Genomic DNA, 16,099 nt, shown 5'->3' with positions numbered 1-16,099 from the left:
AGGTGATTTTGAATTTTATATGACAATTTATTTAATAAAAAGCGACTTACATAATTGTAAGCCGCTTTTCCCTTATTCCTTAATATTTACCCCATATTCTTTAAACCAAACGTGAATTTGTGCTAAATGAGCTAAAAGCTGTGGCCCAGTCATCAATTGACCAAACCATGGTGTTTGAAATGCACTGCCACCAGACTGAATTAATCCGTTCAACTGCTCTTTATCAAACAATTCGTGTAAAATTGAACCTTTATCCGTTAATAGATTTTGAAGCCATACTGTTACTGCTTTTGTATAGTGTGGATTGTGCGTTTTCGGATAAGGGCTCTTCTTTCTATATAAGATGTCATGTGGAAGTACATCTTCTAACGCTTTACGTAATAGACCTTTTTCGCGGTTTTTATACATTTTCATTTCCCAAGGAATATTCCACGCATATTCGACAAGGCGATGATCTGCAAATGGAACACGTACTTCTAAACTTGCCCCCATACTCATGCGGTCTTTTCTGTCTAATAATGTTGTCATAAACCATACCATATTTAAATAAAATAATTGGCGTCTTTTTGCTTCTAGCGGACTTTCTCCCTCTAAAATAGGAACTTCTTGAATCGACTCTTCATAGCGCCTTTGTACATATTGTTGTAAATTTAATTTATTTCTCCATTCTTTCTTTAGCAGTTGTTCACGTGCTTCTGTAGAGCGCATCCACGGAAAGGCACTCGATTGTAAATCATCTTCTCTATAAAACCACGGATATCCACCAAATATTTCATCTGCACATTCCCCAGATAAACCGACGACAAAATCTTGTTTAATTTCGCGGCAAAACCATAATAATGACGAATCGATATCTGCCATACCAGGCAAATCACGAACGAGTACTGCTTCAGTTAAATACTCTGCTAATTTTTCATTCGAAATGACGCAGCGATGATGGGTTGTTTGAAATGTCTCAGTCATTAAATTAATAAACGGAGCATCTGAATTTGGCTGGAACGCATTCGCTTTAAAGTATTTGTCATTATCTTCGTAATCAATAGAATACGTGTGTAATTGCCCTTTTCCTGATCTCTCGTATTCTTTCGCTGCGATAGCTGTAATAGCGCTCGAATCTACACCACCTGATAAAAAAGTACATAGTGGCACATCAGAAACAAGCTGTCTTGTAATGGCATCTTGTAATAAAAAGCGCGTTTTCTCTACTGTTTCTTCAAAAGAGTCTTCATGTTTTTTACTTTCTACATTCCAATATCTCCATATACATAAACCGTTCTTTGAAAATGTCATCGCATGACCTGGACGTAATTCTTTTATACCAGCATAAATACCATGGCCAGGCGTTCTTGACGGTCCGAGGCCGAATATTTCGGATAACCCTTCTAACGTTACTTCCGCCTTCACATCTGGATGAGCCAGTATCGCTTTTAACTCTGAACCAAATAGTAATCGCCCACTATCATATTTATAAAATAGAGGTTTTACACCTAGTCGATCTCGCGCAATAAATACTTGTTCTTTCTGTTCATCCCATACAGCAAACGCATATATACCGTTTAAATGATCGACACATTCTTCTTTCCATTCAATATAAGAAGCTAATAATACTTCTGTATCAGAATGACCTTTGAACGTATATCCTCTTCTTAATAATTCCTTTCGAATGTCTTCTGTGTTATAAAGTTCACCGTTATAGCAAATGGCGTAATTCGTTTCATCTTTTAAACAAGTCATCGGCTGTTTACCGCCCTCAGGATCCACAACGATTAACCGCTTATGCCCAAATGCGACATTTCCTTTAATCCAAACTTTATTATCATCCGGCCCCCGTTTCGCTAACGTCTCAGCCATCTTCGTAACGACATCTCTTTCTCCTTCTAATGAGCGTTTATAATCCACCCATCCTGTAATCCCGCACATATAAATCATCCTTCCATCTTATTTCTTTTCTTGAACGTGCAGTAATCCCCACCCTAAGAGTGCGGATCAAAAAAATGAAAAACTTGACGATAACCTACTATCCACATATGGAATAGCATTTTCACTCAGTAAAACGTGTTTTATTGTATGCCCACCTATGTCTATATGTGTCTAGTTATAAAGAATGCACGAACTGTCTATAACAGGAATAACTACTTTTCATAAAGGAGAAATCGTGTATGATACAACGTAAACATATTTTATATAATCAGCCCCGTGCTCATACAGTCGGTAATGTAGAATATATAAACAATGAGTGGGTATTCTTTGATGATGAAAATGATGAAGCGTTTTTATTAGAAGATATTGCCGAAGATGGGTTTGAAATTTTGTATAATAACAATTGGCTACCAGCCCGTTTCTATGAACAAGATGTATTACAAATCGCCAACGAGCAACACCATTTGCAAAATGGTGAAATGATACGTATTCGAAAAAAGTTACTTCTTAGCTATAATGAATGGCTGGAGGAATTACCTGACTCTGTCTTCACATTATTAACCGAATCATTGCAATCACTTCACTACTCTTTATATGATTGCATGTATTGTCATAATTATTTATCTTTCTTACCGCAAGAGGAGTCACGCGAAGGAGTAAATATTCTTTTGTTTGATAACGAAGAAATGATCTGTACACTGCAGCACCATTTCGTCCGTCACACTACGTCAAATAAAAATATGTTCCGTTTTACGAAAGTAAATGGAGAAGAGTTGCATATCGATGCGATATAAAGTGAAACTTTAATCAGCGGGGGAGCCCACTGATTATTAGCCTTCACCAATCTGATGTTTACGGGATAAAGTAAAAAACCACCTTATAATCTCCCAAGTCTTTGAGATTATAAGGTGGCTTTATTTTTTATTAGAATACTTTCCAGCCAATCGGTAATTTCAGCCCAAGGTAAAATACTGCTACTAGCGCAACAATAAATAAGCCCCAAACCGCCCCTGTTGGTTTGTTTTTGCTCATTTTCACAAGAACCATTTCCATTCCACCGATAACTAAAATACCAGCTAACATTTTTAAGCCATACCACATGTGCATGCTACCTGTTGCTGTCTTCACAATACTCATGTACAACATGAAGCCTGTCACAATAATAATGATATACATTAGGCGAAGCCCCATATGTACCCCTTTCCCTTTTCTTCCTGCTGAATAAAGTGAATACGCAACGAAGAATAAAATTAAACCTAACGCCCATGCTGTAATATGCATATGTACCATCGTATCCCTTACCTCCTCTTTTCACACTTTTTCACTCTATATGATAACATGTTCATTTATTTTCAGGAAATGTTTCGCTTTTTTACATTTAAATGCTATAATATTTAGAGTATTTACAAACTTCTTGTAATAACAAAAGGGGGAACAATCATGATTCAAACTAAGGATATTATCGAACTTACAGACACATACGGAGCAAATAACTATCACCCACTTCCAATCGTTATTTCTAAAGCAGAAGGTGTTTGGGTAGAAGATCCTGAAGGAAACCGCTATATGGACTTATTAAGTGCATATTCTGCAGTAAACCAAGGTCATCGTCACCCGAAAATTATTAACGCTTTAATTGACCAAGCTAATCGTGTTACGTTAACTTCTCGTGCTTTCCATAGCGATCAATTAGGTCCTTGGTACGAAAAAGTTGCGAAACTAACTAATAAAGAAATGGTACTTCCAATGAATACAGGTGCTGAAGCTGTTGAAACTGCAATTAAAACAGTTCGTCGCTGGGCTTATGATGTGAAGAAAGTAGAAGCAAACCGTGCTGAAATCATCGTTTGTGAAGATAACTTCCACGGACGTACAATGGGTTCTGTTTCTATGTCTTCAAATGAAGAGTACAAGCGTGGATTTGGTCCAATGCTTCCTGGCATCGTTGTAATTCCTTACGGTGATTTAGAAGCATTAAAAGCCGCAATTACACCAAACACAGCAGCATTCATTTTAGAGCCAATTCAAGGTGAAGCAGGAATTAATATCCCACCAGCTGGTTACTTAAAAGAAGCTCTTGAAGTATGTAAAAAAGAAAACGTTTTATTCGTAGCAGATGAAATCCAAACAGGCTTAGGCCGTACTGGTAAAGTATTCGCTTGTGACTGGGACGATGTAACTCCTGACATGTACATACTTGGTAAAGCCCTTGGTGGCGGTGTGTTCCCGATCTCTTGTGTTGCAGCAAACCGCGACATTTTAGGTGTATTTGAGCCAGGTTCTCATGGTTCTACATTCGGCGGTAACCCACTTGCATGTGCTGTTTCTATCGCAGCTCTTGAAGTTTTAGAAGAAGAAAAATTAACAGAGCGTTCTCTTCAATTAGGAGAAAAATTAGTTGGGCAATTAAAAGAAATTGATAACCCAATGATCACTGAAGTTCGCGGTAAAGGTTTATTCATCGGTATCGAATTAAACGAGCCAGCTCGTCCTTACTGTGAACAACTAAAAGCAGCTGGTCTACTATGTAAAGAAACACACGAAAACGTAATTCGTATCGCACCACCTCTAGTAATCTCTGAAGAAGATTTAGAGTGGGCATTCCAAAAAATTAAAGCTGTATTATCGTAATAATAGAGAGGTTGTCCAACATGTTGGGACAACCTCTTTCTTTTTATATTCAATTATATTAAGATTAAATTGTAATTTTCTGTATTTTAAATTCATAAAGGAGGTGCGATATGCTACTAAGATATGGTAAACATATTAACTATTTAGCTACAGCGTTTATTTTAGTTACATTCTTTAGTTTCCTACTTTCCACAACATGGCTTCATTACTCAACTCCTACTACACTCACACTACTGAAAGCATCATTTTGGACTGCTGTTATTCTTACTATTATTGGATTTGGACGAGAAAAAAGCGCACTTGCGGTTATATTATTTGGCATTTGTACACTTGCATTAATTGGTCTTTACACTTTTGCCGTTATAGATTATCTCTATAATCCGAGACCATAGAAAAGAGCTATCTTTATACAAGATAGCTCTTTTCTCATTTCACTACATTTCGCAAAGTACCAATTCTTTCCACTGTAATGACCACTTCATCACCAGCATGTAAAAACCTCGGTGGTGTAAAACCTTTTCCGACACCAGCCGGCGTTCCTGTTGCGATAATATCGCCTGGTTCTAAAGTCATTCCTTTGCTTATCGTTGAAATAATTTCTTCTATTGAAAAAATCATTTTATTTGTGTTGGAAGTTTGCCTTACTTCTCCATTTACTACCGTTTCAATGTGTAATGCATTCGGCGTTTCAACCACCGATTTATGAATTAAATACGGTCCCATCGGACAAAATGTATCGAAGCTTTTCCCAAGGAAAAACTGTTTATGTTTTCTTTGAATGTCTCGAGCTGTTACATCATTTATAATCGTATAACCAAAAACATGCTCAAGCGCTTTTTCTTTTTTAATTTGCTTCCCTCGCTTACCAATAATGATAGCTAGTTCTCCTTCGTAATCTAGTTCGTCCGTTGCGTGAGGGTGACCATTAATTTGCTCATTTATCCCAATAACTGTTGTTGGTGCTTTCGTAAAGATCATTATATTTTCTGGAATAGACTCTACTCCGCCCATTTCTACCGCATGCTCACGATAGTTTTTTCCAACGCACAAAATATTCTTTCTTGGCCTTGGAATCGGCGCTAATATTTTCACCTCTGTTAACGGATAATACGCCGCTTCCCCGTTCTCTTTTGCCCAATTTACAATTTCACATACTTTCTCAAAACATTCAGTCCCTCTTTCAATACACTCTAACATTGTAATAGGGATTGTAACCTTTTCCCCTTTTTGTCTTTGCGCTTCTCTTAAGTGTAATACCTTTTCTTCTTCTTCATCCACAATACCTACAAATACCTTTTCTTCTTTCTTCGCCGTTACAAAACGCAATATTTCCACTCTCCATCCTAAAACTCATACCCTTTAATTGTATTCGCATCCGCAAGAAAAAAACCTTCTCATGCACGCTAATTTTTACAATATTCTTCTCGCATCTTATTCGTTACTTATTCATTATTTAGCATAAAATGTAGAAATTTTACTTTTTTTAGCGAAGGCATTTCTTTTTTATGATTTTTTTGTATAATATGTACTACATATATACTAAAAATTTCATTTAGAGATGGAGCCGATTTCAATGTTTGAGCAAGCTATTGAAAAAAAACGTGAAAAAATGATCTATTTTGCTGAACGCTATGGAATGACTTCTCAAAGAACAGTGGATTGTAGCCAAGAACTGGACAGGCTCTTAAATGTAATTTGTCATGTACATACGGATTTACACCCTACTCAAACGTTCAACACACACACGCAATAACGCGTGTGTTTCTTTTATTTCAAAAAAACACACATTTTATTGGAAACGCCCATACAATAGTAGAAAAGAAAATTTTAAAAACGAAGGGTGTTTTGTATGCCAGCTATGGTCGGACATATTCGTATCGTCAATATTGGATCAAGTGGTATTTTTCATATTGGAGATGTATTTGCGATTAGGCCTATTAGTTACTCACGTGCTTTCGCCGGGGCCGGTTCTTTCAACGTTGGAGATAATGTTTCTGTCTACAATTATCAAAGTGCAACGACTGTCAACGATTCAGATGTAATCGATCAAGCGATAATTGGCTCAACTTAAAGGAGGCAATTGAATTGAATTTTTATGTAAACCAAAGTATCATCATCAACAGTATTAAAATTGATAGCATCACAACCTCTTCTGTATTCCAAATTGGTACTGCCGGAAGTATTAAAGCCCTATCTAAATTTTCAAATACAGGCGGATTTACGGAGCCACTTCGCCCATTACAGGCAAAAGGACAAATTATTTCTATCAAACCATCAACTAGTTCTTCTTAAGACATCCTTGTCATAAATATATAGCAGGAATATTTTTACCCTCCCTATTGAAAAGGAGGTTTCACAAATGAATCAAGATATATATACTTACTTACACCAACTCCAACAAGCTCTTCAAACACAACAAGCAGCCATCCTGAATTTAGAAGATCAAGTGCGACAACTCCAAGAAGAGCTTAACGAATTAAAAAATCGCCCCTCCTCTTCTGTAGGAAAAGTGGAATACAAATTCGATCAATTAAAAGTCGAAAACTTAAATGGTACTTTAAATATTGGTTTAAATCCATTTTCAGCAAAAGGACAACAAATTGAAGATTTTCAAGTGGATACAGAAACATTGAAGGTAAATCCTGAAACCGAAACAAACCCAGACTTTTATCAAGGTATCCTTCAAGAAATGCATCGATACTTAGATGAAGAAGCATATAATCGTATTCTACATTTTGAACAAGAAGAGAGAACACCGCTTGATGAAATGTATCGACAAATGATGGTGGATGACATAAAAAAACAGATGGAGCATCGACTCCCTTATTATTTATCACAAGTTCAATCATATGAAGGTATTTCAACAGATCCAGATTATTTACGAGATATCATTATTCAGGCAATGAAACAAGATATTGACAAAGCCTTTCTCTCCTTTATTCAGCACATACCGGGAAATTTCCGAAAGGAGTAAGTATGTATGAACCTTAACGTTGTAAACCGTGAGTTAAAAGTCGGACAGATTAAAATGAACGGTGTATCATCGTCCGCACTCTTTTTAATTGGAGATGCAAATCTCCTCATTCTATCTTCTATTCTCGATACACCATTTGAAACAGTTACAGAGGGTCCATTTGTACCATTAGTAACAGATGTCCCTCCTACTCCAGGTTAAGGAGACTGAGAAATTATGTTGCATCATGTGTCCATTGTCCAAAATGTTTCTATTATTTCTTTAGGGATTACTGCCGTATTGCAAGTTGGAGATGCAAACCAAATGGAATTAAAAAGTAGAGCTCTTGCCGTCCACCGTGAAATTCCTTGTTATATAAGGGGAGAAGGTCGTTTTGATGCTTTTGAAATCTTTACAGATGAACACATTACAATTCCAAAACGAACGACAGATGTAAAATTAAATATTGTAAATGAATGCCCTTTTATTGAAGTTAATAACGTTGAATTACGGACACTTTTAAATTCTGGTTGCTTTCAAATTGGAAATGTTGATTATGTTTTTAATAACTCTCGTATTATGCAAATCCGCCAATATATTACAGATGAACCTTCCGCACAATAATTCATATAGTAATTAAAAAGCTTAGTAAAGTAGGTGGATGGTATGCCTTCGGTTGTAGGAAATCTCGTCGTTCAAAACAGTAACGGCTCTTTCAACTTAGGAGATTTTTATAACGTGTCTCCGAAAGAAAACACGAAAGCCTATAACGGATCTGGAGCTTCCAATGTTGGGTTTGTTGTGAATACTTTTAGCGGTGTTAGTGCAACAAATACATTTGATTCTGATGTGGCGGATCAAGATCAGATTGGAACAGCGTAAAAAAAGTAGGAGATATTCTCCTACTTTTTTCTTTTATCTAATTCAAATTATTAGAATGAAATTTTAATCAGCAAGAGCTTTACTGTTCACAAATAGTAGTATAAACAAGTAAGTAGTGAAGAGGCACTATTTCATTTTATTTAAATGATAATCCGCTCTCCTCCAAAGCTTGTCTAAGCTTCGGCAAAGACGCAGGTCCCATACCATGCAGTTTTAAAATTTCTTTTTCACTATATTTTGAGAGTTCTTCTACAGTTTGAATTCCATGGTGTTCTAATGCCCTTCTTGCTGGCGCTGAAAGAAGAGAGAGAAAACCTTCTTTTGGTTTCCTCTCTTTCTCACAGGTTGGGCAAGTTGGACAATCGCTACTTTTATAGTACTCGTGTCCCTGTTCACAAGTTTTTAACGTTGTCATTTTTTATAGCCCCTTTCTGTCGTCTATCCTTCAATATTTACAACGTGATTCCCATCAAAGAAGTATAAACATTTCTCTTTGACAGGATGTTGTAAGCTTTTCTCGAGTGCTTTTGCATATAACGAAAGTTGCACTTTATATCGATCTTCTAAAATTGGTTTTGCTTGTTGGAATCCGCCTGGGAATTTCCCTTCAATCGTATCTGTTTTGAAGTCGATTAACGTAATGCCATCTTCCTCTTCAATCATGCAGTCGATAACCCCTTGGACAAGAATCGTTTCTTCACTCTTCCCTTGCCAATCTTGATATGCTTCTTCTGCTGCAAGCATCATCGTAAATGGTACTTCACGCTCTACACTTTTTGCCGCTAATACCCTTTTACCTAAGTCACTGTCAAAGAATGAAATTACTTTTTCAATTGCTATTTCTTCCGCCTGCTCGAATGTTAATAATTCCTTATTTACCATTCCTGCGATTTGTTCTTGTAGCGTTTCGGCCGTAATCGGTTTCTTCAAATCTACATGCTGCATAACGGCATGGACTGCTGTTCCACGCTCTGCGTACGTTAACCCTTTTTTCTCCATAAAGCGCGGACGTGTTTTAATTGGTGCACGTAGTTTTTTAATAAAGGCGTTATCGCTACCTTCTTCAGATTGATAATTTCTCTTTATTTCTGTAACAGATTGCTTCGCACGATGAGATGTCGCATCCTCATATCCGTACTTCCACATTAATCTGTCGTACACTTCTTCTTTCCGTTCACTTTGCAGGGGAACAGCCTTTTTCTCACGAAGCGCTTCTAACAATTCTTGTTTCTCTTCTTGAACTGGCTCTGGTGCAAGTAGCGTGTTACCGTCCACAACTTCTACTTTCCAGCTAGTGTCATACCCGTAAATTTCATCCGGAATGCTTCCTTGTCCTAATTCAAGAAGCATTTCACTATCACGATGTCTATATAATGAAGGTGCAATCCAGTCTAAATAACAAGACGCTCCGGCACGTATGTGATCTGGTAATAACCATTCATTATGTTCCCTCGCATCAAGCCATTTTTCCATTTCCTTATTTGCATCCTTAACTGTTCCGATTAAAATTAACTTCTCTTTCGCACGCGTTAATGCTACATATAATACACGCATTTCTTCCGCGATTAATTCCATTTTCATTTTGCGTTTAATTGCAAGTTGCGATAATGTAGTATATTTAATTCGTTTACGCGGATCGATAAATTGTGAACCGAAACCGAAATCTTTATGCAGTAAGAAACGCTTCATTAAGTCTTGTGTATTAAAACGACGACCGAGTCCAGCTACAAATACGACCGGGAACTCTAGCCCTTTACTTTTATGAATCGTCATAATTCGAACGACGTCTTCTTGTTCACCGAGAGCTCTTGCCGTACCCATATCATCACCGCGTTCTAAAATACGTTCAATAAAACGCAAGAAGCGGAATAATCCTCTAAATGATGTTGCTTCATATTGTCTTGCACGGTCATATAGTACGCGTAAGTTTGCTTGTCTTTGCTTTCCTGCTGGTAAACCGCCAACGAAGTCGTAATAACCTGTCTCACCGTACACTTTCCAAATTAAATCAGAAAGGGATTGTTGACGGGCAAATTCACGCCATCCTTGCAGTAAATTATAAAACCACTCTAATTTATCATGAAGTTCTTGCTCTTCTTCAAGCGGTGCTCCTTTTAAGAACGAGCTCATTACTTCATAAAATGACCCTTTCTTCCCATGAGCACGAAGCGTCGCAAGGTCTTCATCATTTAGTCCCACAATCGGTGAACGAAGTACAGCTGCAAGCGGGATATCTTGCATCGGATTATCAATAACGCGGAATACGTTCATCATAATATTTACTTCTGTCGCTTCAAAATAACCAGTCGCAAGGTCAGCATATACTGGAATTCCTTGCAATTTTAACTCTTCCATAATTTGCGGCGCCCACGGCATCGAGCGGAGTAAAATAACGAAATCACGGTATTGTACAGGGCGCATACTATCCGTTTTACGATCATACACTTCATAACCTGAATCAACCATCGCTTTAATACGCTGCGCCATAAGACGAGCTTCTAGCTGTGCTTTTTCGACTTCTGCACCTTCTTCACCGTCTATTACTTCTTCTTCCGTTTGCTGAATACATAATAGCTCTGCCGCTACATCTTCACCTTCTGGATAGCTAGCACCTAGCTTTAATTCAGCGTCAGCATCGTAATCGATTTCCCCAACTTCTTCGCCCATAATTTGTTTGAAGATGAAGTTCGTTCCTGCTAGCACTTCATGACGACTACGGAAATTTTTCGCTAAGTCAATCTTCATTCCGCCGCCCGATCCTTCTTGCGTAAAGCGTTTATACTTTCCTAGGAATAAGCCTGGTTCGGCTAGTCGGAAACGATAAATTGACTGCTTTACGTCGCCAACCATGAACAAGTTTCCTTCACTCTCAGAATCTTTCGTTACGAATTTAATAATGGATTCCTGTACAAAGTTCGTATCTTGATATTCATCGACTAACACTTCAGCAAATTTATTACGATATTGAAGCGCTACTGCTGAAGGATTCATTTCACCATTTTCACTTTGTTCACTTAAAATTTGTAAACAGAAATGCTCTAAATCTGTGAAATCGACCATTCCTTTGTCTCGCTTCATCGCTTGGAAACGCTCTGTAAATACTTTTACAAGTTGAACAAGCTTTTCTAATACTGGGTGCATATCTTGAAAATCTCGTAAGAAACTTTCAGGTTTGCGGCTAAATAACTCTTCCTGTAATTTCTTCACTTCATCTTTCGCTTTATTACGAAGAGAGTCTACTTGTTTTACAACATCTTCATTGTAATCACTTTTCTTAATACGCTTTAACGTTTGCCACGATACGTTTTGCATCGCTTCATACAAACTTGTCCACGACTCACGAGCAGCTGATGATAGCGTTCCAAGTAAAGCTACATCTGCTTGCAGGGTTTCAATGCGAGGCGCTGGACCGTCAGGAAGCATTGCGAGTTCAGTTGCCTTACGAATATGCTGTTCCGCTGTTTCAAGCTGGAATTTCACATCTTCTAATAAATAAGAAGCATATACTAAATCCTCAATTGTCTTTCCTTCTACGTCATATGCTTCTACTAATTTATCAAGCCATTTTTCCGGATTTGGATGCGCTCTTGATTCTGTATGAAGCGCTAAAATCATACGTTGTAAGTCATCATCACTACGGTCACTCGTATAACGATCAACGAGTTCAAAGAATATCGTATTATCTTCGATGCCATACTCTTCTTCTAATATGTCATCTAGCACTTCTTCTTTTAACAATTCATTTTCTGTTTGATTCGCAATACGGAAACGAGGATCAACATCAAGCATGTAGTAATATCCTCTAATTACTTGTAAACAGAATGAGTGAATTGTTGAAATGGAAGCTTTATTTAATAGGCTCAGCTGCTTTCTTACGTGTTGAGAGCCTGGTTCATCAATTAATACCTTTTCTAACGCTTCTCCGATTCGGTTTTTCATCTCTTGTGCTGCTGCATTCGTAAATGTTACAACGAGCAGGCGGTCGACATCGACTGGGTTCTCTTCATTAATAATCTTTTTAATAATACGTTCAACTAATACTGCTGTTTTACCTGATCCAGCTGCAGCCGCAACTAAAATATCACGTCCGTTCGCTACAACAGCTTTCCACTGGTCATCTGTCCATTGACTACCTTCTGGTTTTTTAGGCCAATTTTCTATCATTCTCCGCCAACCTCCTCTCTTATTTTCTCCATCGCTTCGCTATCTTTCATATCTTTTAACGATCGGAACTGATTATCTTCAAGTGACTCATCAAATTGACAAACAGATTTGAAGTTACAGAACGTACATGCTGCTTTATTTCCCATTTTATAAGGAGCAATATCGATAACACCTTCTGTAATATCTTTTCCGATATTTTCAAACGTATGGTGTACATATTTTTGCAGTACGTTAAACTCTTGCTCACTTGCAATACTTGAACGCGCACTAAAGCTACCGTCTTTTTTCAGGCCAGCAGAAATAATATCTGAGCTTCCTGTTGAAAGTTTGTTATCCATTAAACGAACAACGTCAGCATCTCCTAATACGAGTCCTTTCATTTTAAATTTCTTTAAAATTTCTTTTTCAATTTCAGCTTCAGATGCGTCACCTTTCATCTCAACGATTGGGTTATGAATATGGAAATACAATACACCAGCTGGTGATGCTGCGTGGCCTTTTTTCATCCACGTCTGTGCATTCGAAGTAACAACATCTAAATACGTTAACATTTGAAGTGCTAATCCGTAATAAACTTCCGTTAAATCTAACGCTTTTGAACTTGATTTATAATCAATAATACGTAAGAACGTCCCGTTTTCATCTTCTGCCTTATCAACACGGTCAATACGGCCGACTACTTCCATCTTTACACCATTTGGTAATGAGAATTCCATTGGCGGAAGTGATCCTGTACCACCCATACCGAACGGCACTTCTAAATCAACTGGTACGAATCCGCTTGACTTCGCATGTTCACGAAGAATGATTGACGTACGGAAAATGATTTGTTGTAGTTTTTGTTTTAAATAGAAATGACGGTTTGAGCTTAATAAAATTTGTCGTTGTAATAACGGCGCAATTTCTTCTATTACTAAAACAGAAAGATGCTCACACTCTTTTATAGATAAATCCGCCCAAGTACGGTTTTCACGCAATAACTTGTCCGCAATTTTCTTTAATGCCGCATGGAATAATTCGCCGATGTCTGGCGCATCAAGCTTGAAAATATCACGCTCTCTAAGCGATAAACCGTGCTGCGCAAAATGAGCGTATGCACAACGATTAAATAGTTCCATACGAGAGACGCTTCCTTTAATTATATCTCCGTATAAATCTCTACTTACTGCTGTACTTAGTTTCTTCGCACGATTTCGGTAGAATAAACTTGATAGGACGCGGCTACTTTTTTGTTTCCATTCATCTGAAGTTACGTAGAAATTATATACGTCCCACCAAAAGTCTAAATTCCCTTCAAATCCGTATCGCTTCCACGTTTGTAGTTGCTGCATAACGTAAGATAACGTTACTTCTGGCGTTGCTACATATGAAATTTGTTCTGAACGTGATAAATCATTTACGTCATTCGTAATAAATGAATCTTTCACATTAGGGAACATTCTTTTTATTTTCTTAATAAAGCTAGACGCAAGTAACGTCTTTCCTTCTTCATCTGCAAGCGGGCATGAAATGTATAACTTCTCAGATGCTCTCGTTACCATTTGATACATAACGAACTGTTCTTCTAACAAAGTTTGTCTCGTCGTTGGCGCTAATTCAATCCCTGCCGCACCAAGAACTTCTCTTTCCTCATCAGAAAGCATACCTTCATCCATAGGTGCTGCTGGAATGACACCCTCATTTACACCTATAATAAACGTTGCTCTCACATCAGATAATCTGGAGTGATCAATATTAGCAATTAACACTTGGTCTAATGAAGGCGGAATGTTAGCAAATTGAAGTGCCTCAAGACCTGTCGACATAACGTCAGTAAACATAGAAAGAGACATTTTCTCTTCCCCAAGCATCTCTACAAATGTATCAAGAAGGTTCATTACTTCTTCCCATACTTGTTCATGATCTGTCGCAAATAAGAAATCTCCACTTTCTTCTGCACGTATACGTAATTCTTCTAGTTTCTTCGGAACATCCAGTTCTTCTAAAAACAAGTAAACTGCTTCACACATTTGCATAACTGTTCCTGCACGCTTTAACCTTTTTTGCATGCGAATAACAGGTGTTCTTACAACGTCACGTAGCCTATTTATTTTCTCTTCCATTTCACGTTCACTGTCTGTAATCATCCCGTTCGTATCATCAAGAGAACGATAACGGCGATACATCCATGGATCTTCAGCAGTCCATCTCTTTCCTTGTACACCGTACGCTAAACAGTAATTTTCAAATTCATCCATTTCTTCACGCATCGCTTCTTTTCTTACGTCTAATGGATATAAAAGCTCTGTTTTCACGCAACGGAACACCGCATCATAACGCCAATTCCCACTAATAATCTCGAGTGCAGAACGAATACATTCTACCAATGGGTGGTGTGACATCGGGCGCTTTTCATCGATGAAGTGCGGGATATTGTAATCTGTAAATAACGTTCGCATCACATCGTAATAACTTTCCCCATTACGAAGAAGCACTGCAATATCTCGGTAACGATATTTTTCGTCCGCAACAAGTTTACGAATTTCACGAGCAACACCTTCTACCTCCGCTCGTAAATTCGCAGCTGTACTAATCGTTACACTCGCTTCACCGTTAAATTTTTCATTCGGACGCGCTTCATAATGAGCTTCTAAATGCGCTAATGCCGGAGAATGAAAACGCGGCTGTTCCATAAGTGGAATTGTTTTTTCAATTTCTATTTTCTCTTCACGCGCTACTTGTTTTATTTTTTCATACGTTAACGTCGTTTCATAAAATAAATCGAGTTCATTTACTGGCTGTGCTAACGTTTTTTCATCTATCGTTAACGTGATCGTAACTCTCGCTCCGCAAATCATAAGCTGTCTTACAATCTCTAACTCTTGCGGGGAGAATGAATGAAATCCATCTATATAAATTTCCGCACCATTTACATATTCAGACTGCGGAAGCTTTTCCACTAGCAATTGCAGGTAGTCTTCTGAATCTAAGTATTTTCCAATTAAAGCACGTTCAAAATCATCGTATAGTAACTGTAAATCATACACTTTATTCGCTAGTAACTTTTGTTCGGCACTGCTACTATGCGCATCTAATTGTTGCCACATTTCATATACGTTAGATGGCGTTACATTGTAACGTTTAAACTCTGCAATCATACTGCCAAGATGTTCAAAGAAACCATTTTGCTCCGCTGCTTTTTGGAACACCGATAATCCATCTTTACGAGACTCTACAATTTTACGGAGTAACATATGTACACCAGCTTCATCAATATGAAGACGACTCGCTCCGCCAACTTCTTGCAGCACCTTCCACGCTAATCGTGAAAAACTAAAAACTTGTGCCCGAATAGAACCTCTTACATCCTCACTTCCAATTAACGCCTGCTGCGTCTGGAATGTCATCTGTTCTGGCACAAGATATAATATTGTTTTCCCTCTCGGGCGCTGTTTTAACTCTTCTTGCACTTCACGTAAACAAAGTGTACTTTTTCCACTTCCCGCTCTACCAATCACAAATCGAAGTGACATGTAACCCCACCTTTCACTTACATAACGAACGTTAGTT

Annotated in this window: 16 protein-coding genes; 10 read left to right on the top strand and 6 right to left on the bottom strand. The window is 37.8% G+C overall.

From position 1 onward, the window contains the following. Window positions 1-72 precede the first annotated feature (72 nt). Complete coding sequence (gene asnB, locus MRP26_RS10400) at window positions 73-1,920, bottom strand: asparagine synthase (glutamine-hydrolyzing) (RefSeq protein WP_000333991.1); 1,848 nt, start codon at window positions 1,918-1,920, stop codon at window positions 73-75. A 239-nt stretch (window positions 1,921-2,159) separates the two neighbouring features. Between asnB and MRP26_RS10395 the strand changes: the two genes are divergently transcribed. Then, entirely contained in the window at window positions 2,160-2,714 is a 555-nt protein-coding gene (locus MRP26_RS10395) for a DUF2777 domain-containing protein (protein ID WP_000616045.1), read from the top strand. A gap of 130 nt (window positions 2,715-2,844) precedes the next feature. Here the strand turns inward: MRP26_RS10395 and MRP26_RS10390 are convergent, their stop codons facing one another. Further along, a complete protein-coding gene (locus tag MRP26_RS10390; protein WP_000233494.1) occupies window positions 2,845-3,210 on the bottom strand; it encodes a YisL family protein in 366 nt (121 codons plus the stop codon). Window positions 3,211-3,360: 150 nt separating this feature from the next. Here MRP26_RS10390 and rocD point away from each other — a divergent pair, with 150 nt between their 5' ends. Together rocD and MRP26_RS10380 are read left to right on the top strand one after the other, a co-directional pair. After that, window positions 3,361-4,551, top strand: a complete 1,191-nt coding sequence (rocD, locus tag MRP26_RS10385; protein ID WP_000616660.1) for an ornithine aminotransferase — start codon at window positions 3,361-3,363, stop codon at window positions 4,549-4,551. 110 nt (window positions 4,552-4,661) lie between these two features. Then, window positions 4,662-4,943, top strand: coding sequence for a hypothetical protein (locus MRP26_RS10380; protein WP_000926859.1), 282 nt, complete (start codon window positions 4,662-4,664; stop codon window positions 4,941-4,943). 34 nt (window positions 4,944-4,977) lie between these two features. Here MRP26_RS10380 and MRP26_RS10375 read toward each other — a convergent pair whose 3' ends face one another. Next, on the bottom strand, window positions 4,978-5,877 hold the full coding sequence (locus MRP26_RS10375; protein WP_064532885.1) for a fumarylacetoacetate hydrolase family protein: 900 nt from the start codon (window positions 5,875-5,877) through the stop codon (window positions 4,978-4,980). Between the two features lie 247 nt (window positions 5,878-6,124). Between MRP26_RS10375 and MRP26_RS10370 the strand changes: the two genes are divergently transcribed. The 7 genes from MRP26_RS10370 (at window position 6,125) to gerPF (ending at window position 8,386) form a co-directional block, all read left to right on the top strand. Next, window positions 6,125-6,304 (top strand): aspartyl-phosphate phosphatase Spo0E family protein, encoded by a 180-nt coding sequence (locus MRP26_RS10370; protein ID WP_000462857.1) that lies wholly within the window; start codon window positions 6,125-6,127, stop codon window positions 6,302-6,304. Window positions 6,305-6,400: 96 nt separating this feature from the next. Next, on the top strand, window positions 6,401-6,622 hold the full coding sequence (gerPA, locus tag MRP26_RS10365; protein WP_001111187.1) for a spore germination protein GerPA: 222 nt from the start codon (window positions 6,401-6,403) through the stop codon (window positions 6,620-6,622). A gap of 14 nt (window positions 6,623-6,636) precedes the next feature. Continuing rightward, the gene (gene gerPB / locus MRP26_RS10360; protein WP_001012508.1) at window positions 6,637-6,843 is read left to right on the top strand and encodes a spore germination protein GerPB; all 207 of its coding nucleotides are present in this window, start codon (window positions 6,637-6,639) and stop codon (window positions 6,841-6,843) included. Window positions 6,844-6,910: 67 nt separating this feature from the next. After that, window positions 6,911-7,525 carry a spore germination protein GerPC gene (gene gerPC, locus MRP26_RS10355; RefSeq protein WP_001070761.1) on the top strand — a complete coding sequence of 205 codons (615 nt, stop codon included), beginning with the start codon at window positions 6,911-6,913 and terminating at the stop codon, window positions 7,523-7,525. 6 nt (window positions 7,526-7,531) lie between these two features. Next, window positions 7,532-7,726 (top strand): spore germination protein GerPD, encoded by a 195-nt coding sequence (gene gerPD, locus MRP26_RS10350; protein ID WP_001052807.1) that lies wholly within the window; start codon window positions 7,532-7,534, stop codon window positions 7,724-7,726. Between the two features lie 15 nt (window positions 7,727-7,741). Beyond that, entirely contained in the window at window positions 7,742-8,128 is a 387-nt protein-coding gene (locus MRP26_RS10345) for a spore germination protein GerPE (protein WP_000902329.1), read from the top strand. A 42-nt stretch (window positions 8,129-8,170) separates the two neighbouring features. Further along, window positions 8,171-8,386 carry a spore germination protein GerPF gene (gerPF, locus tag MRP26_RS10340; protein WP_001141570.1) on the top strand — a complete coding sequence of 72 codons (216 nt, stop codon included), beginning with the start codon at window positions 8,171-8,173 and terminating at the stop codon, window positions 8,384-8,386. A gap of 136 nt (window positions 8,387-8,522) precedes the next feature. On the opposite strand, the gene MRP26_RS10335 is transcribed toward gerPF, so the two are convergent. The 3 genes from MRP26_RS10335 to addB are packed head-to-tail and all read right to left on the bottom strand — an operon-like array spanning window position 8,523 to window position 16,062. Continuing rightward, a complete protein-coding gene (locus MRP26_RS10335; RefSeq protein WP_053565036.1) occupies window positions 8,523-8,801 on the bottom strand; it encodes an RNA polymerase alpha subunit C-terminal domain-containing protein in 279 nt (92 codons plus the stop codon). Window positions 8,802-8,824: 23 nt separating this feature from the next. Further along, window positions 8,825-12,550 carry a helicase-exonuclease AddAB subunit AddA gene (addA, locus tag MRP26_RS10330; RefSeq protein ID WP_064532884.1) on the bottom strand — a complete coding sequence of 1,242 codons (3,726 nt, stop codon included), beginning with the start codon at window positions 12,548-12,550 and terminating at the stop codon, window positions 8,825-8,827. Further along, entirely contained in the window at window positions 12,547-16,062 is a 3,516-nt protein-coding gene (gene addB / locus MRP26_RS10325) for a helicase-exonuclease AddAB subunit AddB (protein ID WP_053565038.1), read from the bottom strand. The genes addA and addB overlap by 4 nt, the downstream gene beginning before the upstream one ends. Between the last annotated feature and the right edge of the window lie 37 nt (window positions 16,063-16,099).

Origin of the sequence: Bacillus sp. CCB-MMP212 (genome assembly GCF_022748145.1) — a bacterium.
In the GTDB taxonomy this organism is placed as follows: Bacteria; Bacillota; Bacilli; order Bacillales; family Bacillaceae_G; genus Bacillus_A; species Bacillus_A cereus.
This window is presented reverse-complemented; position numbering and strand designations above follow the sequence as displayed.

Excerpts from the sequence above, each read along its gene's own strand:
- asnB (WP_000333991.1), bottom strand. The coding sequence starts at position 1,920 with ATGTGCGGGATTACAGGATGGGTGGATTATAAACGCTCATTAGAAGGA.
- MRP26_RS10395 (WP_000616045.1), top strand. The coding sequence starts at position 2,160 with ATGATACAACGTAAACATATTTTATATAATCAGCCCCGTGCTCATACA.
- MRP26_RS10390 (WP_000233494.1), bottom strand. The coding sequence starts at position 3,210 with ATGGTACATATGCATATTACAGCATGGGCGTTAGGTTTAATTTTATTC.
- rocD (WP_000616660.1), top strand. The coding sequence starts at position 3,361 with ATGATTCAAACTAAGGATATTATCGAACTTACAGACACATACGGAGCA.
- MRP26_RS10380 (WP_000926859.1), top strand. The coding sequence starts at position 4,662 with ATGCTACTAAGATATGGTAAACATATTAACTATTTAGCTACAGCGTTT.
- MRP26_RS10370 (WP_000462857.1), top strand. The coding sequence starts at position 6,125 with ATGTTTGAGCAAGCTATTGAAAAAAAACGTGAAAAAATGATCTATTTT.
- gerPA (WP_001111187.1), top strand. The coding sequence starts at position 6,401 with ATGCCAGCTATGGTCGGACATATTCGTATCGTCAATATTGGATCAAGT.
- gerPC (WP_001070761.1), top strand. The coding sequence starts at position 6,911 with ATGAATCAAGATATATATACTTACTTACACCAACTCCAACAAGCTCTT.
- gerPD (WP_001052807.1), top strand. The coding sequence starts at position 7,532 with ATGAACCTTAACGTTGTAAACCGTGAGTTAAAAGTCGGACAGATTAAA.
- MRP26_RS10345 (WP_000902329.1), top strand. The coding sequence starts at position 7,742 with ATGTTGCATCATGTGTCCATTGTCCAAAATGTTTCTATTATTTCTTTA.
- gerPF (WP_001141570.1), top strand. The coding sequence starts at position 8,171 with ATGCCTTCGGTTGTAGGAAATCTCGTCGTTCAAAACAGTAACGGCTCT.
- MRP26_RS10335 (WP_053565036.1), bottom strand. The coding sequence starts at position 8,801 with ATGACAACGTTAAAAACTTGTGAACAGGGACACGAGTACTATAAAAGT.
- addA (WP_064532884.1), bottom strand. The coding sequence starts at position 12,550 with ATGATAGAAAATTGGCCTAAAAAACCAGAAGGTAGTCAATGGACAGAT.
- addB (WP_053565038.1), bottom strand. The coding sequence starts at position 16,062 with ATGTCACTTCGATTTGTGATTGGTAGAGCGGGAAGTGGAAAAAGTACA.